We start from the raw sequence: 22,502 nt of genomic DNA, 5'->3' as shown, positions 1-22,502 counted from the left end.
TTTACAAACATTCATTTTCAGCATATTTTTATGAGCCGTTTTGTATAATCGCCACTGTTTTATTTACTTTAAGGTTACTTTATGTTTAAAATTCTCTCTTTTTTGGTATTTAGTTTTGCGTTTTTATACGCAAACATAGAACAAAGAGAGTTTAAAAATGAACAAGATAGGCTTAATAAATCACAATCAAACATCCCCTCATCAAACATAAATTTGCAATCATTAAATCAAGATAGCGATATATCGCTCGTTTTAAACGAAAATCCTTGCTTTGAGATAGATGAGATTATTTTAAACAGCCAAGTAAAAATCAACCTAGACAAAGTCCTAAAAAAGCTAAAATTTAAAAGCGGAGTTTGCCTTGGAGAACAAAGTATAAATGCCATTATAAAAGCAGTAAATAATGAAATTATAGGGGCTGGTTACATAACTAGTAGCGTCATCCCACAAAATCTAAATTTAAAATCTCGCAAAATCGTCCTTGACTTAAACCTCGGCAAAATAGATAAAATCACTATAAATAATGAAGACACAAAGCGTAACAGAGCCTCGCTGTTTAGTGCGTTTGGTGAGATTGATCATCAAAAAGCGTTAAACATAAGAGATGTTGAAACCGCACTTGAAAATATCCAAAATGCTACTTTTGGTAACACTCAAATTTCACTCTCGCCCAGTGCTAAGCCAAATAGCAGCGACATTCTTATCACAAGACAGCAACGCAAAGTGCCAATAACAGCTTACTTTGGGCTTGATAATTTTGGTAGCAAACCAACTGGCAAATATCAAGGCTCGTTTGGGCTAAGTGCGTTAAATTTGCTTGGTTTTAATGAAATTTACACTCTAAACTACGGCGGAGCGGTTTTTAAAAAAGAGAAAACAAAGCTAAATGACGAGAGTAAAAATGGTGGCTCAAATAACTTTTATGCGAATTTTAAAGTGCCGTTTGGTGCGTTAGCTATTGACTACACGCACTCGCATTACAGCTATCATCAAGTTGTAGCTGGTGCTTATAATCTATATAAATATAGCGGCACAAGCGATAGCGATCGCCTAAATTTTAGCTATCTAATATACCGAGATGATAAGACAAAATTAACGCCATTTTTTGCCTTTTTTCATCGTAAGAGCAAAAATTATATTGAGGACTTTGAGCTTACTAACCAACGCCGAAAAACTTCTAGCTACGAGGTAGGCACAAAACTTGAAAGGTATTTTCTAAACTCATCGCTTAATGCCAAGCTAACCTACAAAAGAGGCACTGGTATGCTGGACGCCATCAGCGCACCAGAGCAAAATTTGGGCGAAGGCACAAGCAGGATGAAAATATGGCTGGTTGATGTAAATTTTAAAACAAATTATGAAAATTTCTCATACGATATGAACTTTTACGCCCAGTATAATAAAACCCCACTTACCTTACAAGACCGCATAAGTATCGGCGGTATCTACTCTGTGCGTGGATTTGACGGACAGATGAGTTTAAGCGGACAAAAGGGCTTTTATCTGCGTAACACCCTTGCGTATCGCTATTATGGGCTTAATGAAATCTACACCGCTCTTGACTTAGGGGCTGTTTATAGCGTGGCATCGGAATTTAAAAGCGATAATAAACTAATTGGCACTGGTGTTGGCATTCGTGGTAAGGTTGGCTCGTTTAGCTATGATTTGCTTGCTTTTAAGCCGCTAAAAAAGCCAGAGTTTTTTACCACCAAATCCAAAGCCATAAATTTCACACTAAGTTATCAAATTTAAAGGCTAACCAATGAAACACCACCTCTTAGTAATCCTAACCATCATCCAAACCCTAGCTAACCCCATAACCCCAGACCCAAACGCCCCTAAATCTAACCAGCCTATTATCCTAAAAGCCACAAACGAAACTCTAATAGTAAATATAACCACACCTAAGAATGGTATATCTATGAATGAGTATATTAAATTTAACACTCCAAACACTGGCACAGTATTAAACAACTCAGTAAATGGAGATAAAACAAACATAGCTGGGTTTGTTAATGCTAATCCCTTTTTAAACTCTGGCTCTGCTAATTTAATAGTAAATCAAGTAAATTCAAACGACCCATCACTTTTAAAAGGAAATTTAGAAATAGCAGGTAAGAGAGCTGATCTATTAATAGCTAATCCAAGTGGTATAAACATAAATGGCTTAAATATAATAAATGCAAACTCATCTACCTTTACCACCTCAAATGTAAATATAAACAATGCTTATAGCATAGCTAAAAATTTAGATAGCTCATATCTAAATAAAAATGGCACTATAAATATAATAGATAAAGGACTAAATGATAGCTCTAACTACACTAACATAATAGCAAACACCATAAACATAGCCTCAAACATACACGCAAACAATCTATCTTTAAAAGCAGATGCAAACAATGATAAAAACATAATAGCCATAGATAGCTCATCTCTTGGTGGAATGTATGCTAATAAGATAAACCTAATAGCCACTAATGACGGAGTAGGTGTAAATAACAAAGGCATAATCCTAGCTACAAACATAAAGATAAATGCTAATGGGGATATTATAAACTCAAACACCATAGTCTCAGATAAGCAAACTAATATACACTCAAACCAAGCCATCATAAACAAAGATAAAGCAAATATCATTAGCAAAGAAGATATAAGCTTAAATGCAAATGAGATAACAAACACAAATAGCTCAAATATAATATCAGTAGACACCATTAATCTATTTGCAAACCAAATAAACAACGCATCATCAAATATCTTAGCTAATGATATATTTATAAAAGCAGACAATCTAAACAACTACTCACTAAGCAAGCTTGAAATAGCTAGGCAAAATTTTAGCTCCACTCTTAATCTTGGATGTTGTGGCGATAAGGCATTTAGTCTAAGCGTAGATATAAAAAAGATAAAAGATGAGATCATAAACAAGTGGCAGCTTGAGGGTAAAGCTTACAGTGATAATGAACTAAATTTAGAGCTTTATAACGCAGTAGTTTCACAAGATAGCGTAGCTTATGCTCTAAATTTACATAAAAAGAGCTATCTACACGGCACTAGTTCGCACCCTTATAACAATATCAGACTAGACGAAGCTTCAAATTCTATCATAATCACAACCAGGCATGCAGAAGATAATGAAAAGACTAGAACGCTTTATTATTCAATCACCAAAGAATTTATAACTCCTGATAGTCTAGCAAATTTTATCCCTTCTAAAATTTACTCTGCTAATGATATAAACTTTAATGTTGGCACTATCACAAACGATAAAAGTCAAATTTATGCAGATAATGATATTAAAATAATAAATGCTAATGTGCATAATATAGGCAAAGACCTTCAAAGAGTGGTAAGCTCTAGCTTAAAATATGAGTGGGAAAAAGAAGAATGGAAAAATAAAGTTCTGGGAACAAAAAAATGGGTTACCAAAGGCGGCAATAGTGCCCATAAGAACTATACTTACCAAGAAGATGGCTACCCAGCAATACTAGCTGCAAACAATGGCTTTTATGCAAGTGTGATAAATTTAAATAATGGTGATATAAATAGTAAAACAAACCAAAGCATAAACATACCACTATTTAAACCAAACCACATACCTTATATAAAATTTACCCCAATAGATACTGGCTATCTATATAGCACAAGCGGTGCAAATATGCCTTTTATGCTAAATAAGTTTGATAACCTATATAAAAACGCAAACTCTCTTTTAAATGATAGATTAAATAAAAAAACATATTCACAAATAGATAAAAGCTCACTAATAATAGCTAAAAATGATATTAAGATTGACGCAGATGCAAATGTGTTTAATAATGGAGCATTAATAGCTAATGATATAGCCATTAATGCAAATAACATTATAAACAAAGATAGCCTACTAATAGCAAACAGCAGTGTAAACCTAAACGCAGATAAAAATATCAGCCTAACATCATCAGCTATAACTGCCTCAAACATAAACCTAAACGCAAATGATATATTTATAGACCAAACAACAAACTCTTATAGCAGTAGGAATTTTACCAATACCACACTAGGCGCTATGTCAGAATTAATAGCTAAAAAAGATATAAACATAAATGCTAATAACAATCTAAACATAAGTGGAGCAAATTTAAGTGCTAAAAACAATATAAACCTACAAGCTAGAAACGACCTAAATATAAAAACCAATCAAGCCAAAGAGAGCTTTAATATAAGCGGTAAAGATACAACCTTTAAAGGCATTATAACCACCAATCAAATCTCAAGCCTAAACGCAAACAACATAAATTTAAAAGCAAATGATATTACACTAGTAAGCACAAACCTAAACGCAAGTGATAATATAAACCTAAACTCAAACAACAACCTATTAATAACCTCCACAAACGACACCATAGATTTAACAAGTAAAATAACAAGCAAAGGCTTTTTATCTAAAAAGCAGACAACCACACAAACCATAAAAGAGCAAGTAATTAGCTCAAACCTAAACGCTAAAAACATAAATCTAACCTCAAACCAAGACACAACCATACAAGGTTCAAATTTATTAGCACAAAACGAGATAAACATAAGTGCAGATAATATTAATCTAACTCCTGCTACATACCTAACCCAAGAAACAACACAAACATCTAAATCAAGCTTTGGGGGTATCTCAAAATCCTCTCTAAACAAAACAGACCAAGTTACAAACAAACAAGGCTCAAATCTAAATTCTAATCAAATAAATTTAAACGCAAACACCATAAATATCTTAGCCTCAACCATACAAGCCAACACAGCAAGCATAAACACCCAAATCCTAAACCTAATCTCAGATAAGCAAACAAATATAAAGACAGAGTTTAAACAAGGCTCAGGAATTTTAACAGCTACCATAACAGATAAAGGCAAGATAAAAGAGATAGAAATCCCAGCTGTTATAAAGATAAAAGATAAGTTTATACTAAATGGTAAAGATATAACCGATAAGCTTGATACAAATCTAGCAAACAATATAAATCAAACTCTAAATTCGCAAGAATTTAAAGACAATATAATAAAAGAGCTTACCTCAAACCAAACAACCCCAATAGATGAAAAGACCATAAATCAAATAAAAGCTACTCTAAACTCAAAAGAGTGGGAGAATAAAACAACTACTCTTAGTGGTATAGGCTCACTTATTATAACAGCTATAATTACATACCTAACAGCAGGAGCAGGAGCTGCCTTTGCAGGAGGTATAGGTCTAGCTAGCAGCACTGCTAGTGCTACTGCTGTATCGGCTATGACATCGGCTGTGATAACCCAAACATCAACAGCACTAATATCATCAGTCATAACAGGTAACAAACCAAACATAGACCTAGGCTTGTTAGCTACAAATACTATAAGTGCAGGTGTGCTATCATATGCAAATTTTGCATTTGGAACAAATGCCTTAACAGAAAATATGAATATATCAGACTATGCTAAAAACGCTACTATAAACGGAGTAGGTCAAGGTATAACATCACAGATAAAAGGAGAAAGCTTTAAAGATGGATTTACAATGGGAGCGATTACTTCAATACTAAGTGATAGTGCATTACAGATGAGAAAGTATGTTAAGGATAATTATGATTATGCTGGGAAAAATAAAGAATTCGTCCCTGAAAACACACGAAGTAAGGGCGTTAGAGGTGATGAAGTTAAGCTGGCTGGAAGTCATTATGAACAAACTTATAGTAATGGCAAATTAATAAACAAGGAAATAATCGCCCCATTTGGTGGCTCTCAAACAGGAGAAAGACTTATATTTGGTAGTAGTTATAGCAAAGGTTCTTTTACAGATTATGTAAATGAATACTTTGCAGGACCACACGATTTTTTATCTAGTTGGAATTATGAGAATATCGGATTAAAAACATATCTACAAAATAATAATACTCTTATAGATATTGCAAGCGGATTGCTTTTAATACCTTCTGCACCATTTGCAATAGCACCATTCATACAAGATAATATGGCAAGTATTGGAATTTATAAGGATTTAAAGAGAGATAATAAACAGATGAGAGAAAATGCGATAAATAAATCATACGAAAGGCAGTTTAAATGAAATTTGGAAGTATTGTATCGTTTTTAATGATTGTAATTGGATTAAGTGGTTGTTACATAGGTGCTCCAAGTTATGAGGTTTTTGCAAAAAATATGAATCTAAATGCAAAAATAAATTCTCCAATTGTGCATAAGTGGAAAAATAGGGAAATTTATGATGAAAATAGGTTTATTTATAAAATAAATTGGAATAAAGAAGGATGTGTTGTTGGCTTTTTAACCAACAGAGACGATAAGCCGGAAGTTGTTCAGGAGTGGATTATACTATCAGGGAAAGAATTTTGTAAAGATAGACAAAAATGGGCTTGTTGTTTTTAATCCCAGCCACACCATTTGCAATAGCACCATTCATACAAGATAATATGACAAGTATTGGAATTTATAAGGATTTAAAGAGAGATAATAAACAGATGAGAGAAAAAACTATAAGTAAAAGGAGTATTGAGTGAAAAAAGAAAATGTTGCTCTTATGATATTATGTGCTTTTGCATTAAGTGGATGTTATTTTAAAACGGCTACTTATGAAAATTTTAAATCTAGAAGAGATGGTGAATTATTACCTTGGAATAATTATAAAATTCCAAAATTTAATAGTAGTCGTAGAGAAATTTATGATGAGAACCGATATATATATAAATTTGAAGCAGAGGACTCAAGGTGTGTTTATGGTTATTTAACGAATAGAAACGATGACTTTGAAAGAGTTATAGGGTGGATTATATTGTCAGGAGCAGAATATTGTAAGGAAACGCCAGGGGTTGGAACTTGGATGTAAAAAACAATAGAATAATCATCAGTATAAAGGAGATATAAAATGAAAAAAATAAATATTTTTTTATTTTTAGCGGTTTTAGTGGGATTGAATGGTTGCCTGTTAATGCAGTCAAATAATTATGAAAATTTCAAAAAAAATCAAGATAAGTTTTTAAATACTTCCGATATTCCTTGGATGTTTTATTATAAAAGAGAAATTTATGATGAGAATAGATACATATACAAATTTGAACGTCCTGCTGGATGTCATTTTGGCTTTTTAACAAATAGGGATAAAAAACAAGAAGTTGTGCAAGAATGGATTATACTTTCAGGTAAAGAAAAATGCCAGTCAAGACCAAATGTGTCATTGCCACACTAAGAAATTTGTTTAAGATTTATGATACAACCAACACAGCAAACATCAACAGCACTAATATCATCAGTCATAACAGGTAACAAACCAAACATAGACCTAGGCTTGTTAGCTACAAATACTATAAGTGCAGGTGTGCTATCATATGCAAATTTTGCATTTGGAACAAATGCCTTAACAGAAAATATGAATATATCAGACTATGCTAAAAACGCTACTATAAACGGAGTAGGTCAAGGTATAACATCACAGATAAAAGGAGAAAGCTTTAAAGATGGATTTACAATGGGAGCGATTACTTCAATACTAAGTGATAGTGCATTACAGATGAGAAAGTATGTTAAGGATAATTATGATTATGCTGGGAAAAATAAAGAATTCGTCCCTGAAAACACACGAAGTAAGGGCGTTAGAGGTGATGAAGTTAAGCTGGCTGGAAGTCATTATGAACAAACTTATAGTAATGGCAAATTAATAAACAAGGAAATAATCGCCCCATTTGGTGGCTCTCAAACAGGAGAAAGACTTATATTTGGTAGTAGTTATAGCAAAGGTTCTTTTACAGATTATGTAAATGAATACTTTGCAGGACCACACGATTTTTTATCTAGTTGGAATTATGAGAATATCGGATTAAAAACATATCTACAAAATAATAATACTCTTATAGATATTGCAAGCGGATTGCTTTTAATACCTTCTGCACCATTTGCAATAGCACCATTCATACAAGATAATATGGCAAGTATTGGAATTTATAAGGATTTAAAGAGAGATAATAAACAGATGAGAGAAAATGCGATAAATAAATCATACGAAAGGCAGTTTAAATGAAATTTGGAAGTATTGTATCGTTTTTAATGATTGTAATTGGATTAAGTAGTTGTTACATAGGTGCTCCAAGTTATGAGGTTTTTAAGGAGAATAGAGATTTCTTTTTAACACCTTATAATCGTGCTAATCTTAGAGAGGTTTATGATGAAAATAGATACATATATAAATTTGAACATCCAAAAGGTTGTCACTATGGATACCTAACAAACAAAGATGATAAACCAGAAGTTATTCAAGAGTGGATTATATTGTCAGGTAAAGAACATTGCAAGCAAAGACAAGCTTGGGCTTGTTGTTTTTAATCCCAGCCACACCATTTGCAATAGCACCATTCATATAAGATAATATGACAAGTATTGGAATTTATAAGGATTTAAAGAGAGATAATAAACAGACAAGGGAAGAAGTTATAAATAAAGCAAAGGGGTATTAGGTGAATATAAAAAATATCATATTATGTCTAATGGTTTTATCAGGATTAAGTGGTTGTTCTAAATATTATATTCCAACTTATGAAACTTTTGTTGAAAGAGTTTTAAAACCTAAAATAGGAACTTCTGTTATTCCAAAAACTAATCAAAACCACAGGGAAATTTACGATGAAAATAGATATATATACGTAATGCACTATCCAAAAGGGTGTTATTATGCGTATTTAACAAATAGAGATGATAAACCAGAGATTGTGCAAGAGTGGATTATATTATCAGGGAAAGAAAATTGCAAAATAACTGAAAGCTTTGTTTTATTGCAATGATAAATATTAAAATTTACAATATAGATATCCCGTCATTATTGCCAACTGCTGGTGTGGCTAAATTAGGCACAAATACCTTAAAAACAACAGCTACCGAGATAAAAACTGCCTTAAACAACATAGAAGCAGACGCTATGGCAAAAATAACTCAGAATTTACCGAAAAACGCCACATATAATAAAAATGGACTTATAATATACGGCGGAAGAAATTATGCCATAGCTGGTATTGATAATATTAGCAAGCAACCAGTATTTACACAAGTAATAAATGGAAAATCAACAAGGAATTTTAAAATGTTTATAGACGGGAAAAGTATAACAACCATAAAGCCAACAAATTTTACACCAAAAGCTAATGCAGATTGGTTTGGAAATTTTATGTTAAATCCAAGAAATTGGGCTATTGGTTATGGGGTGGTTGATTTTACAAATGGTGCAATATCTCCAAATCCACCAGATACATTATTGCAAGGATTAGGTTATGGAGCTAAGGAATTTATTATTGAACCTATAAGAAAAAATATTATAAATGAATAGATTTGCTGGTATATTTGGCGGACTAATTCTTATTATTGTAAGTTTTGGAATTTATGCTACTAAGGAATTTCGCTATCACTATTATGAGCCATTATATTTAGGCAATTATGCGATATTTGCTAGTATAATTTTTTTTGCATTCGGTTTGTTCTTAATCGTCTATAAATCAAAGCACCCAAATTTTCTCCATTGCAAAAAATGCAAAAAAGTTTATAATTACGCAGATGTAAAAGATAAAAATAGAATTTGTCCTAAATGTAAAGGAGAATTGCAAGACTATAAAGAATTTAAAAATAAAAACAGAGAATTTCAAAAACTTGATAAAATAGAAAAAGAATTTACCAAAAAGAGTAAAAACTAAAATGAAAACACCATATATCTTTTTACCAATTTTAATTATCATCCAAACCCTAGCTAACCCCATAACCCCAGACCCAAACGCCCCTAAATCTAACCAGCCTATTATCCTAAAAGCCACAAACGAAACTCTAATAGTAAATATAACCACACCTAAGAATGGTATATCTATGAATGAGTATATTAAATTTAACACTCCAAACACTGGCACAGTATTAAACAACTCAGTAAATGGAGATAAAACAAACATAGCTGGGTTTGTTAATGCTAATCCCTTTTTAAACTCTGGCTCTGCTAATTTAATAGTAAATCAAGTAAATTCAAACGACCCATCACTTTTAAAAGGAAATTTAGAAATAGCAGGTAAGAGAGCTGATCTATTAATAGCTAATCCAAGTGGTATAAACATAAATGGCTTAAATATAATAAATGCAAACTCATCTACCTTTACCACCTCAAATGTAAATATAAACAATGCTTATAGCATAGCTAAAAATTTAGATAGCTCATATCTAAATAAAAATGGCACTATAAATATAATAGATAAAGGACTAAATGATAGCTCTAACTACACTAACATAATAGCAAACACCATAAACATAGCCTCAAACATACACGCAAACAATCTATCTTTAAAAGCAGATGCAAACAATGATAAAAACATAATAGCCATAGATAGCTCATCTCTTGGTGGAATGTATGCTAATAAGATAAACCTAATAGCCACTAATGACGGAGTAGGTGTAAATAACAAAGGCATAATCCTAGCTACAAACATAAAGATAAATGCTAATGGGGATATAATAAACTCTAATATCATAAAATCAGAAAAAAGTATAGATTTAATCTCAAATAAAACAATAACAAACAAAGATAAAGCAAATATCATCTCAAATAGTAATCTAAATTTACAAGCCAATGAGATAACAAACACAAATAGCTCAAATATAATATCAGTAGACACCATTAATCTATTTGCAAACCAAATAAACAACGCATCATCAAATATCTTAGCTAATGATATATTTATAAAAGCAGACAATCTAAACAACTACTCGCTAAACACACTACAAACAGGGTTTAGCACCTACTCTAATACTCTTAATCTAAAATGTTGTGGAAAGAGAGTATTTAAACTAGAAGCTAATATAAAAAGTATAAAAGATGAGATTATAAATGAATGGAAGTTATTAAATAAAACATATACAGACAAAGAGCTAAACACAGAGCTACTAAATAGAGTAGTATCACAAGACGCAACAGCTTATGCTTTAAATTTACATAAAAAGAGCTATCTACACGGCACTAGCTCACACCCATTTATCCAAATCCTACTGGATGAAAACACAAACACTATTGCTGTTACAACAAATAGAGCCAAATCAAATGAAAAGACTAGAAATATCTACTACAACATAACCAAAGAGTATATCACGCAAGATAGTTTAGATAACTTTATCCCCTCTAAAATTTATGCTTCTAATAATATAAATCTAAAAACAAACACAACCACAAACGATAAAAGCCAAATTTATGCAGATAATGATATTAACATTCTCTTGGGTACTTTAAACAACATAGGTAAAGAGCTTGATAGGAGTGTTAGTAGTCATATAAAATATGAATACAGACAACAGGAGTGGAAAAAATTAGGTAAGCTTACTGGACAGAAAAAATGGGTTACTAAGGGTGGCAATAGTGCTTATAAGAACTATACTTACCAAGAAGATGGCTACCCAGCAATACTAGCTGCAAACAATGGCTTTTATGCAAGTGTGATAAATTTAAATAATGGTGATATAAATAGTAAAACAAACCAAAGCATAAACATACCACTATTTAAACCAAACCACATACCTTATATAAAATTTACCCCAATAGATACTGGCTATCTATATAGCACAAGCGGTGCAAATATGCCTTTTATGCTAAATAAGTTTGATAACCTATATAAAAACGCAAACTCTCTTTTAAATGATAGATTAAATAAAAAAACATATTCACAAATAGATAAAAGCTCACTAATAATAGCTAAAAATGATATTAAGATTGACGCAGATGCAAATGTGTTTAATAATGGAGCATTAATAGCTAATGATATAGCCATTAATGCAAATAACATTATAAACAAAGATAGCCTACTAATAGCAAACAGCAGTGTAAACCTAAACGCAGATAAAAATATCAGCCTAACATCATCAGCTATAACTGCCTCAAACATAAACCTAAACGCAAATGATATATTTATAGACCAAACAACAAACTCTTATAGCAGTAGGAATTTTACCAATACCACACTAGGCGCTATGTCAGAATTAATAGCTAAAAAAGATATAAACATAAATGCTAATAACAATCTAAACATAAGTGGAGCAAATTTAAGTGCTAAAAACAATATAAACCTACAAGCTAGAAACGACCTAAATATAAAAACCAATCAAGCCAAAGAGAGCTTTAATATAAGCGGTAAAGATACAACCTTTAAAGGCATTATAACCACCAATCAAATCTCAAGCCTAAACGCAAACAACATAAATTTAAAAGCAAATGATATTACACTAGTAAGCACAAACCTAAACGCAAGTGATAATATAAACCTAAACTCAAACAACAACCTATTAATAACCTCCACAAACGACACCATAGATTTAACAAGTAAAATAACAAGCAAAGGCTTTTTATCTAAAAAGCAGACAACCACACAAACCATAAAAGAAGATGTTGTATCATCAAATCTAAATGCTAATAACATAAACATAATCTCAAATAAAGATACAACTATACAGGGGGCGAATTTAGTAGCGGATAATGAGATAAATATAAATGCAAAGGATATTAACCTAAATCCAGCAGTATATGAGAGTCTAGATTATTCACATACTAGCAAATCAAGCTGGGGCGGGCTTAAAAAAAGCCTTGATATGCATTCACTTGCAAAAGCAAATTTACAAGGTTCATCTTTAAGCACAAGCACAGGCGACATTAACCTAAACGCCACAAACAATATAAATATCATCTCATCAGATATATCAAGCATAAAGGCATTAAACCTAAATGCAGATAATGATATAAATATCATAGCAGCCAAAGAGCAGGTTAAAGAGGTAAGTGTTCATAAAAAAAGTAGTTTTAATCCGCTTGGTATATTTACCTATGTTGGCACACTAGGAACAAATGGGGGAGAAATTTACAAAGCCCAAGAGAATCAAAAAGGAAGCCTTGATGGTTTATCTAAGCTATCAAACATCACAGCAAATAAAGATATTAATATACATGCAAACAATGCCATCATTACAGCCAACATTAAATCAGATCAAGATACTAACATAAAAGCAAACACTGCCACCATCTTAAACGCTACTAATACCCATGAAAGCTACAACATAGATAAAAAAACCAGTATTAGTATAGCTCATATAGGCGATATCTTAAAAGATGCCAAACCAAAATCTCTATCAGAACTTAAAAAAGATACATCAGCCAAGATCCGCCTAGCTGATGCAGCCTATGAAAAAGCTACAAACAACATCTCATCCACCAAAAGCATAAGCTCAAACCTACAAGCTAAAAATTTAAACATCACCACCGACAAAGATATAACTATCACAGGAGCTGATATAAATGCCAAAGAGGATATAACCCTACATTCAAACAATGGCAACATATACATATCAAACAGCACAGATACAATTAGCACAGACACAACCCTAAAAGAGGCTAATGCCGCCCTATCTCTTACTGTGCAAAACGAATACGCCCAGATAGCTCCAGCTGCCATAGCTTTACAAGAGGCCATAAAGCAATTAGAGAGTGTAAAAAAAGAGTATGATAAATATAAACAAGAGGTTTCAAACCTACAAGACAAACTATCAGATATAAAACAAAGATATAAAAACAAAGAGGTAGGTATAGACTACTCTGACATAGAGGATCTAACAGATATAATAGATAATGTAAAAGATGAAGAAAAATACTATATAGCAAATATCGCCCTAGCAACTACAAACGTAGCCTCTAAAACAGCAGCCCTAATAAGCCAAAGTGTAGCAGCAACAAGTAGCTCAGGCACATATGGCTTTAGCGTAGGCATAGTTGGTGATATAAAAGGTAGCAACACTAAATCCAATACCGCACAAACTACATCTGTATCATCAAACCTAAATGCAAACAATATTAAAATTTCAACCAACAAGGACAAAGATACCAGCACAAACATAACTGGCTCAAACTTAATAGCAAACAACAACATAAACATAGACACTAAAGATCTAAACATAAACTCTAGCCAAGATACCTACAAAGCAGACTCTAAAACCAAAGAGCTAAGCGGTAGTGTTAAGATGACTATGTATGGTGGAGGTGGAGGTAGTGCAGGCTTAAACTACTCACAATCAAACTTAGATCAAGAAAACACAACACACAACAATAGCCAACTACTAGCACACAATGATATAAACATCAACACATCAAATGACACAACCATAAAAGGAGCAAACCTAAGAGCTAATAACACTCTAAATTTAAACACAAACAACCTAAGCTTACAAAGCCAAAGAGATATATACCAATCAAACTATAAAGGAGCAAGCCTAGGTGCTGGTATAGGATTTAGTGGATTAAGTAAAACTCAAAGCAATCAAATAAATAACAACACACCAGTAAAACCATCACTAATAAGCAAAGACCACTTTGTAGATATAAGCACTATAAAACCATCAAGCATAAACTCAAATTTCAGCCAAGACAAATTAAACACCATAAATAAACAAACAACCCTATCAAGCATAACAGCTAATAACATAAACATCAACACTAAAAACAACACTCATCTAAAAGGTTCAATGATAGCAGCTGGAAGCTTTGATGAGAATGGTAACTTCATAGACAATAAAAACCTAAACCTAACTACAAATACCCTAACCTATGAGAACCTATCAAATACAAGCTATACAAAAGGAACAAGTTTAGGTATAGGACTTAACTATGCATTAAATAGTAACAACAACAAACAAAACAACAAAGACAACACACAAACAGAGACAACTAACACCAATAAATCAAACAACCAAGAAAACAATAAAAAAGACAAAGACACAAACCAACATAATAAAATATCATCAATAAACTACACAAACAATAGAAATTTAAACTACACCCACTCTAAAACCCTAGCTACAATAGGACAAGGTAATCTAAATATAAAAGACAAAGAAAACTCAGATGATATATCTAAACTAAACACAGATACAACTAAAATAAACAAAGACCTATACAACACAAACATATCATCAAACATAAACTCCACACTAGATACAAGGTTACTTAGTAAAGAGGGTAGAGAACAGGTTAAGAGGGAGTTTGAGGATATGGATAAAAATATGGCTACAATAGCACAAACACTCCCTGATGAAAATAGCGATAATCCATTTGAAGCTGGTGTTGGTTATGTTTGGAATATGTTTGGTGCTTTAAGTTTAGGAGTATTGCCTACAAATGAAAATTTAGGTGGATTACTAGGAAATATACCAGGATACTTTGGATATGAGGATAGTCAGTTTGAAGTTTTAGGCGATAAAAACTCACGTAATGTATATGGCAATGGTATATTAAATACAAAAGAGGACGCTTTAAAAGGCGGAAGAAATATAATAGGAAGTGATGATTTTCAAGTATGGTATAACCCATCGAGGGGATTTTTAGCAGATGGGATAGAATTTTTAGTGGATAAATTCAATGGAAAAACAGGCATAAGCAAACAAATAACCAAAAAACAAAATGAGCTTTCAGACCTAATACAATACTATATATTTATGCACTCACAATTTCACGAGATAGCAAAGTATGGGGCAAATAATAAAAACACATATTATAGTTTTGGGGCTCCGATGAGAGATGAAACACTGATTAAAATTTATGGCAAACCAAATGAAAATAATGAAAAAATTTTAAAAATCTTTAAAAGACCCGGAGATTATGTATCCTATCCAGAAAATATACTTAACCCAAAAACTTGGTTTATGTCGGGACACGGGACTGAGAATTATAAGAATATGTTAAAACAAGACACGGAGTATTAAATGAAAAATATTTTATTTATAACTTTTTTAGTATTATTCATAAGTGGTTGCTATGCTGGAAAATGTGATGGTTTTTTTGATAATCAAATATTGTCAATTAGCTATACGCCATACTACACTGAAAAGTGGTATATTGACCCAAATAACCCAAATAGCAAAATGCTATATGGCACTGAGGGTTATGGTGCAAGTGCTAAAAAGAATAAGCATAATTATATTGTTAAATATTTTAATTACAAGGATTGTCAAGAAGTGCCAAATGAGAAAGTTTATAAAATTATTCAGCCTGAGAATGTTTTTTGGTATATTAAAGAGAATGATAAATATATAAAAAAATTTAAAATATGGGAAGAGCTAGAGGTGGCACTTATACAAGAGTGTTATAACGATGGCTTTTGTAAAGTATATAGAACAGAAGGTGCCAAGCAGGATTATTTTTTAAACAAAAAAGACTTAACGTTAGTTAAGTAAAACACAATTTTACCTATATTGTAAATGACCGGGATTTGGTATCTAATGTATTTGGTTTAACTGGCTCAAATGCTAATGAATACTTAAAAGATGAATATAAATAAGGATAAGATATGGGGTCACTCTATGCAAAATTATAATAACAACCTATACAAAGAAATAAAATTTAACAAGGAGAAATAACAATGAAGTATTTAGTGTGGTTTTTAGTTGCGTTTGTTTTTAGTGGTTGTTTTAAATCTGATTTTATTCCACTGGAGCTTGGAGCAAAAAGAAATTATAAGGCTTATAGTTTTATTATGCCAAAGAATTCAAATAGTGAATGGACAACAGGATATTATATTCACGACCCTTTTTCAGCATTTTACAGGCGTATTAAGAATTTAAAAATGTCAGAACAATTTTCTTTTATAGAAAAAGTGGAGGATAAAAAGACTATTGATAAATATTTTAAAATGGAAAAAACTAAAATTAGTCCAAAAGAGTATTTTAAAGAGTATTTTAAAGCCAGTTTTCCAGATAATAAAGAAGCAAGTATTGATGAAATGATTAGCTGGACTCATCACGGGCTTCTAAGTGACAATATTGATTATATAGGAAATATAAAGTGTCAAACTACAAGAGAGATTTACAAAGCAACTACTAAGATATTTTATACTACCAAATGCCCATACTATGTAAAAGATAATGCTAATATAATTAAATATCTTGTTATACAGTATGAAGTTTCTTTGTTTGATAAAGATAAATCAATGCAAGCTCTTAAAATTTTTAAACAAACCAAAAAAGAGCTATTTGATAGTATTATCATTCACGACATAGATACTGCTCGTATGGAAAAAGAGGGGTTAATGCATTATGATAAAAAATATGACCCAAATGCCGGACATAATCCACTAGTGCAATGGATACATCCTGAATATTAGTATAAAATAGAAGTAAATGACTAAAATTTCAAGCATATTATTTAGCATAATCTTATTTGTATTAGGATTACAAGCAAATTTAATATGCTTAAAACCCCTAACCGCTGATGACACAGCAGCCCTAATAAGCCAAAGTGTAGCAGCAGTAAGTAGCTCAGGTACTTATGGCTTTAGCGTAGGCATAGCAGGAGATGTAAATGGTAAAGACATTAAATCAAACACCACACAAACAACCTCTATCTCATCAAACCTGCAAGCAAACAACATATCTATATCAACCAATAAAGATAAAGATACCAGCACAAATATAACTGGCTCAAACCTAATAGCCTCTAATAACATAGACATAAACACAAACAACCTAAACATATCATCATCACAAGATACATATACATCTAAACAAGATACTAAAGAGCTAGGTGGAAGTATTAAATTTAGTATGTATGGAGGTGGAGGAGGAAGTGCTGGCTTAAACTACTCACAAGGACATAGTAACCAAGAGAGCATAATAAATAATAACTCACAGCTAATAGCAAACAACACTCTAAATTTAACACAAATAACCCAACCTATGAAAAACCTATCAAACACAAGCTATAACAAATGGAAATAAAAATGAGTGTTAAAAGTGGCTTTATATTTTTAGGTTTTATTTTTATTGTAGAAGCAATTTGGGCTTTATTTGGCGGTAAAATTTATTTTAAGTATCAAGGTTGGCAAATGTCTGATGAAAAAACTATTTTTGGTTTTTTAGCTACAGGTTTGTTTTTTATATGCATAGGAATTTTTTACAAACTAAAATGCCCAGAATTCTTACGTTGCAAAAAATGCAAAAAAGTTTATAATTACGTAGATGTAAAAGATAAAAACGGAATTTGTCCTAAATGCAAAGGAGAATTACAAGACTATAAAAAATAAAAAAGAGATTTTTTGCAGAAATTTAGTATGAATGGTGGAAGCGAGGGGGATCGAACCCCTGTCCAAAAACAAAACAACCGCAGCCTCTACATACTTAGCAGAAGTGAAAATTTCATCTAAAAAGGCTCACTTCCCAAAACCAAAATTTAGACTAAGACTAAACTTCGCTTCAAGGCTCGTCAAACCCCAAAACTACACTACCTGGATTACTCGCAGACCTTTTTAGATAGTATCAAAAGGCGCAAGGCTCAACTGAACTTACGCAGCTTTAGCGTAAGCAGGAGCGAATTTAACGTTATTTGCGTTTAATTTTAATTTAGGCTTTTTACGCTTTGCCAAAAGCGGTATGCCACCACGACCACTCTGCTCCTGTCGAAGCCAAGTCGCTCCCATAAAAAGTCAGCTATTTTACAGCGATTTTATAATTTAGTCAAGTTTTTGAGGTATATTTACTATGAGCGGTTCTAGCACACTAAAGAATTCTGCGTCGTTTTCTAAATCTGCTCTGTATTTGCTAAACTGGTCATTTACTAGCAAGAGCCAATCGATAAATTTATCATTTGCTGGACCTTGCAAATTTATGGCTTCACTACAAATTTCCTCAGCCAAAGTTGTGAGTTTTAGTATAGGATCAAGGTGCATATATGCCGAAGCAGACTTTATGTTGTGGAAAATTCTATAAAGCTCACGCATATCATCTTTGTATTTATCAGGTCGATTTAGGCTTATTATGAGCGGTTCCATAATGTCGCACATCAAAGAGTAGTGTGACAAAAACTCATCTACAATGTCAAAAGAGTACTCAAGCTCTAGGTTTTTAAATATGCCCATAATTGATCCTTAAAATAATAGCAACCCATATTGTAGCAAAAAATTTGCTAAAATTAGCACAAATTTTCAAAAAAGTAAAACAAAAGCTAAGAATTATAAATTTTAAAGTAAAATCCATAAAAATTTAAAAAGTAGCAAGATGGATAGAATTGTTGAGATAGAAAAAGTTAGCTTTGAGAGCGATTTTGAGGTAAGTCTGCGTCCTAGCGGATTTGATGATTACATCGGACAAGATAAGATAAAACAAAATTTAAACGTCTTTATAAAAGCGGCGAAAAAACGCTCTGAGTGCCTTGATCACGTGCTTTTTTATGGCCCACCGGGGCTTGGTAAGACGACACTTGCTCACATAATCGCAAACGAAATGGGCGTGGCAATAAAGATGACGGCAGCCCCTATGATAGAAAAAAGTGGCGATTTGGCTGCGATTTTAACGAATTTGCAAGAGGGCGACGTGCTTTTTATTGATGAAATTCATCGCCTTAGCCCTGCTATTGAAGAGGTTTTATATCCTGCGATGGAGGATTTTCGCTTAGATATTATCATTGGCTCAGGACCTGCTGCTCAAACTATTAAGATTGATCTGCCAAAATTTACGCTAATCGGAGCTACAACACGTGCCGGTATGATCTCAGCACCGCTTCGTGATCGCTTTGGTATGGATTTTAGGTTGCAGTTTTATACCTCTGATGAGCTAAGCCGTATCGTGCAAATCGCTTCAAGTAAACTTGGCAAAGAGTGCGATAAAAACGCATCTCTTGAAGTCGCTGGGCGTTCGCGAGGCACACCACGTATCGCTTTACGGCTACTAAAACGAATTCGCGATTTTGCTGAGATAAATGATGAAAATTTCATATCACATGAGCGAAGCAAAGAAGCCCTTGACGCACTTGGCGTAAATTCGCTCGGATTTGATGAGATGGATATAAAGTATTTAGAGATTTTACTAGAAGCAAAACGCCGACCTTTGGGGCTTAGCACGATAGCTGCGGCTATGAGCGAGGATGAGGGGACGATTGAGGATGTTTTAGAGCCTTATTTGCTTGCAAATGGCTACATTGAGCGAACGGCTCGTGGCAGGATAGCAAGTGCGAAGGCGTATGAGATTTTTGATTTGAAATTTGAGGGCGAAAAGGGGTTGTTTGATTAAAACATCTTTTTTAGCACGGATTTTAGGGCTTTGACGCTTTTTGTGTCAAGCTCTGTGATTTTTGAAACGAGCCTACTTGTGCTAACACACCTGATTTTATCACACAAGATAAGTCCGTCTTTGTCAAGTAGTTTTATTTTGATACGATATGGTGCCTCAAATCCTTTGCTGGTTATTGGTGCTATTAGCCTAGTTTTTAGATAGTCAAGCTCTGGTGGCGAGATGATGACACAGGGGCTGGTTTTTTGTATCTCTGCCCCTATTGTTGGGTCAAGGGCGACAAAGTATATCTCATATCGCTTCATCACCACTCCCACTCATCTAAGTCTATCGTGCCAAAATCGCACGTTTTTTCATCATTGGCAGCCTTTCTTAGCTCTGGCGTATCCCAGTCAGTTATGTCGTCTTCTTTAACTGGTTTTAGTAAAACCCCCTCTTTTAAAATTTCAAGTGAAATTTTATCAAACCCAAACTGCTCAATTATGCTTTTAGGTAGTCTTATGCCTTGTGAGTTGCCTATTTGTATTAAATTTGTCGTCATTTTTAGCCTTTTTTTGTAATTATAAAGTAATTACTATAAAATTTGACTTTAATTAAAATCTTAAATGAAGCAAATTTTGCTATAATCTCTAAAATTTATGTCCAAAAGGCACAATGTGAGTTCTAAAATTTTTATAGGATTTTTTGTCTGTTTTGTGTTGGCACTGCTTTTATATCTATTTCAGTCATTTTTGTTAAATATCCTAATCGCAGCACTTCTAGCAGTTGCCACCTCAAACATAAATGTAAAAATTTTACAAATCACAAATGGCAAAAAGACACTCTCAGCTGGGCTAACGACGATAGTTTTACTATTTTTGTTTGTTGCCCCATCACTTTATGCGATCGCAAGTATCGTAAAATACGCTACAAATTTCAACGCCGATACGATAAATTCGACGATAGAATACATCAAAAACTACCATTTTAGTTTGCCAGTATCCTTTAGTTTTTTAGAGCCAAGTGTTGATGAGTTTTTGGGTAGTCTAGATTTTAATAAGATAATCACAAATGCCATTTCAAGCATTACTGGCATAGGTAAGTTAAGTGCTAAATTTCTAACAGATATGATTTTTGTTCTTGTGTTTTTCTTTTTTGCTATGCTCTATGGTGGCGAGTTGGTAAAATACCTAAAAGACGCTCTTCCGATGCAAAAAGAGGATAGCGAGTTTATACTTAGTGAAGTTGCAAATGTGATGAGTGTGGTTTTTTACTCTATTATCATAAATATGATTTTACAGGGGTTTTTATTTTCTCTCGTGACGATGTATTACGGATATGACGGCATTTTAACGGGAATTTTATTTGCATTTACATCGCTCATACCAGTTGTGGGTGGTATGCTCTCATGGGTGCCAATATCGCTTCATCAATTTGCCTCAGGCGATAGTTTTGGAGCGGTTGTGATAGCTGTTTATTCGGTTATTGTTATATCGATAGTGGCTGATACATTTTTAAAGCCTTTGGTGATAAAATTTATAAACTCAAGGCTTGTAAAAAAACCAGCAAAGATAAATGAGCTACTCATATTTTTTGCTATGATAGCTGGTATTACGACATTTGGCTTTTGGGGGATTATACTTGGACCTGCCATTGTGACGCTGTTTATATCAACAATCAGGCTTTATGTGCTTTTAAGAGATAGAATTTAATCTAGTTAATAAAAAATATTAATTAACTATTTAGAAAATTTAAACTATAATCGACGCACAAATTTTTAAAGGAGATAGAATGTTTAAACTAAGAGAATTACCATTTAATCCAGCACAAAATGCTGTTGTAAGCGAGAAAACCTGTGAGTATCATCACGGCAAACACCACGCTACTTATGTCGCAAACCTAAACAACCTAATTAAAGGCACAGAGTTTGAAAATGCCGAATTTTACGATATTTTGCTAGGTGCAAAGGGCGGACTTTATAACAACGTAGCACAGGTTTATAACCACGATTTTTACTGGGATTGCATCGCTAAAAAAAGCGAGATGAGCGATGATTTAAAAGCGGATTTAAATGCACAGCTACCAAATTTTAAAGATGATTTTATAAAAGCTGCTACCACACTTTTTGGCTCAGGCTGGGCGTGGCTAGTTTATGACCCAAGTGCAAAAAAACTAGAGATAGTGCAAACTTCAAATGCAGCTACGCCTGTAAATGACGGCAAAGTGCCACTTTTAGTCGTTGATGTTTGGGAGCACGCTTATTATATTGATAACTTTAATGCACGTCCTAAATACCTTGAAACGTTTTATGAAAATATCAACTGGGATTTTGTCTCACAAGCTTATGAGTGGGCTAAAAAAGAGGGCTTAAACTCAGTGAAGTTTTACACAAACGACCTTCACGGCAAGGGCGGTGGCTGCTGCGGTTGCGGTTGTAACTAATCCTTAGCCCCACT

Annotated in this window: 22 protein-coding genes and 1 other RNA gene; 19 read left to right on the top strand and 4 right to left on the bottom strand. The window is 32.9% G+C overall.

Features of this window, described 5'->3' with window-relative positions:
• Positions 1-81 precede the first annotated feature (81 nt).
• The 16 genes from CMCT_RS08975 to CMCT_RS08900 all read left to right on the top strand — a co-directional run bounded on the left by CMCT_RS08975 (position 82) and on the right by CMCT_RS08900 (position 18,086).
• Positions 82-1,752, top strand: coding sequence for a ShlB/FhaC/HecB family hemolysin secretion/activation protein (locus tag CMCT_RS08975; protein WP_051654951.1), 1,671 nt, complete (start codon positions 82-84; stop codon positions 1,750-1,752).
• Positions 1,753-1,762: 10 nt separating this feature from the next.
• The gene (locus CMCT_RS08970) at positions 1,763-6,079 is read left to right on the top strand and encodes a two-partner secretion domain-containing protein (RefSeq protein WP_176325119.1); all 4,317 of its coding nucleotides are present in this window, start codon (positions 1,763-1,765) and stop codon (positions 6,077-6,079) included.
• On the top strand, positions 6,076-6,396 hold the full coding sequence (locus tag CMCT_RS08965; protein ID WP_169753597.1) for a hypothetical protein: 321 nt from the start codon (positions 6,076-6,078) through the stop codon (positions 6,394-6,396). Before CMCT_RS08970 ends, CMCT_RS08965 begins: the two co-directional genes overlap by 4 nt.
• Complete coding sequence (locus CMCT_RS08960) at positions 6,378-6,527, top strand: hypothetical protein (protein WP_217903840.1); 150 nt, start codon at positions 6,378-6,380, stop codon at positions 6,525-6,527. The genes CMCT_RS08965 and CMCT_RS08960 overlap by 19 nt, the downstream gene beginning before the upstream one ends.
• Positions 6,524-6,853, top strand: coding sequence for a hypothetical protein (locus tag CMCT_RS08955; protein WP_034970646.1), 330 nt, complete (start codon positions 6,524-6,526; stop codon positions 6,851-6,853). Before CMCT_RS08960 ends, CMCT_RS08955 begins: the two co-directional genes overlap by 4 nt.
• A 39-nt stretch (positions 6,854-6,892) precedes the next feature.
• On the top strand, positions 6,893-7,213 hold the full coding sequence (locus CMCT_RS08950) for a hypothetical protein (protein ID WP_034970648.1): 321 nt from the start codon (positions 6,893-6,895) through the stop codon (positions 7,211-7,213).
• Positions 7,214-7,231: 18 nt separating this feature from the next.
• A complete protein-coding gene (locus tag CMCT_RS08945; protein WP_176325117.1) occupies positions 7,232-8,041 on the top strand; it encodes a hypothetical protein in 810 nt (269 codons plus the stop codon).
• Positions 8,038-8,343 (top strand): hypothetical protein, encoded by a 306-nt coding sequence (locus CMCT_RS08940; RefSeq protein ID WP_169753594.1) that lies wholly within the window; start codon positions 8,038-8,040, stop codon positions 8,341-8,343. Before CMCT_RS08945 ends, CMCT_RS08940 begins: the two co-directional genes overlap by 4 nt.
• A 131-nt stretch (positions 8,344-8,474) precedes the next feature.
• Complete coding sequence (locus CMCT_RS08935; protein ID WP_034970595.1) at positions 8,475-8,798, top strand: hypothetical protein; 324 nt, start codon at positions 8,475-8,477, stop codon at positions 8,796-8,798.
• Positions 8,795-9,337 (top strand): hypothetical protein, encoded by a 543-nt coding sequence (locus CMCT_RS08930; RefSeq protein WP_034970593.1) that lies wholly within the window; start codon positions 8,795-8,797, stop codon positions 9,335-9,337. Before CMCT_RS08935 ends, CMCT_RS08930 begins: the two co-directional genes overlap by 4 nt.
• Positions 9,330-9,698: a hypothetical protein gene (locus CMCT_RS08925; protein ID WP_034970590.1), complete on the top strand. Its 369-nt coding sequence runs from the start codon at positions 9,330-9,332 to the stop codon at positions 9,696-9,698. Before CMCT_RS08930 ends, CMCT_RS08925 begins: the two co-directional genes overlap by 8 nt.
• Position 9,699: 1 nt before the next feature.
• Positions 9,700-15,771: a hemagglutinin repeat-containing protein gene (locus CMCT_RS08920; RefSeq protein ID WP_176325116.1), complete on the top strand. Its 6,072-nt coding sequence runs from the start codon at positions 9,700-9,702 to the stop codon at positions 15,769-15,771.
• A complete protein-coding gene (locus CMCT_RS08915) occupies positions 15,772-16,242 on the top strand; it encodes a hypothetical protein (RefSeq protein WP_034969895.1) in 471 nt (156 codons plus the stop codon).
• Positions 16,243-16,427: 185 nt separating this feature from the next.
• The gene (locus CMCT_RS08910; protein WP_034969896.1) at positions 16,428-17,168 is read left to right on the top strand and encodes a hypothetical protein; all 741 of its coding nucleotides are present in this window, start codon (positions 16,428-16,430) and stop codon (positions 17,166-17,168) included.
• Positions 17,169-17,184: 16 nt separating this feature from the next.
• Entirely contained in the window at positions 17,185-17,781 is a 597-nt protein-coding gene (locus CMCT_RS08905; protein WP_034969899.1) for a hemagglutinin repeat-containing protein, read from the top strand.
• Positions 17,782-17,783: 2 nt separating this feature from the next.
• On the top strand, positions 17,784-18,086 hold the full coding sequence (locus tag CMCT_RS08900; RefSeq protein ID WP_051654915.1) for a hypothetical protein: 303 nt from the start codon (positions 17,784-17,786) through the stop codon (positions 18,084-18,086).
• A gap of 32 nt (positions 18,087-18,118) precedes the next feature.
• On the opposite strand, the gene ssrA is transcribed toward CMCT_RS08900, so the two are convergent.
• Both ssrA and CMCT_RS08890 read right to left on the bottom strand, forming a co-directional pair.
• Positions 18,119-18,477: a transfer-messenger RNA gene (gene ssrA / locus CMCT_RS08895) on the bottom strand.
• Between the two features lie 35 nt (positions 18,478-18,512).
• The gene (locus CMCT_RS08890) at positions 18,513-18,917 is read right to left on the bottom strand and encodes a histidine phosphotransferase (protein ID WP_034969900.1); all 405 of its coding nucleotides are present in this window, start codon (positions 18,915-18,917) and stop codon (positions 18,513-18,515) included.
• A 139-nt stretch (positions 18,918-19,056) separates the two neighbouring features.
• Here CMCT_RS08890 and ruvB point away from each other — a divergent pair, with 139 nt between their 5' ends.
• Positions 19,057-20,067: a Holliday junction branch migration DNA helicase RuvB gene (gene ruvB / locus CMCT_RS08885; RefSeq protein WP_034969902.1), complete on the top strand. Its 1,011-nt coding sequence runs from the start codon at positions 19,057-19,059 to the stop codon at positions 20,065-20,067.
• Here the strand turns inward: ruvB and CMCT_RS08880 are convergent.
• Entirely contained in the window at positions 20,064-20,372 is a 309-nt protein-coding gene (locus CMCT_RS08880; protein ID WP_034969904.1) for a type II toxin-antitoxin system PemK/MazF family toxin, read from the bottom strand. The genes ruvB and CMCT_RS08880 overlap by 4 nt on opposite strands.
• Positions 20,372-20,608 (bottom strand): AbrB/MazE/SpoVT family DNA-binding domain-containing protein, encoded by a 237-nt coding sequence (locus CMCT_RS08875; RefSeq protein WP_051654916.1) that lies wholly within the window; start codon positions 20,606-20,608, stop codon positions 20,372-20,374. Before CMCT_RS08875 ends, CMCT_RS08880 begins: the two co-directional genes overlap by 1 nt.
• Before the next feature lie 115 nt (positions 20,609-20,723).
• On the opposite strand from CMCT_RS08875, the gene CMCT_RS08870 reads away from it, so the two are divergent.
• Positions 20,724-21,758 (top strand): AI-2E family transporter, encoded by a 1,035-nt coding sequence (locus tag CMCT_RS08870; protein WP_244948649.1) that lies wholly within the window; start codon positions 20,724-20,726, stop codon positions 21,756-21,758.
• Between the two features lie 79 nt (positions 21,759-21,837).
• A complete protein-coding gene (gene sodB, locus CMCT_RS08865) occupies positions 21,838-22,488 on the top strand; it encodes a superoxide dismutase [Fe] (RefSeq protein ID WP_034969909.1) in 651 nt (216 codons plus the stop codon).
• Positions 22,489-22,502 lie beyond the last annotated feature (14 nt).

The organism is Campylobacter mucosalis, assembly GCF_013372205.1.
Lineage (GTDB): Bacteria > Campylobacterota > Campylobacteria > Campylobacterales > Campylobacteraceae > Campylobacter_A > Campylobacter_A mucosalis.
The sequence above is the reverse complement of the archived record's forward strand: the minus strand, read 5'-3'. Positions and strand labels throughout refer to the sequence as shown.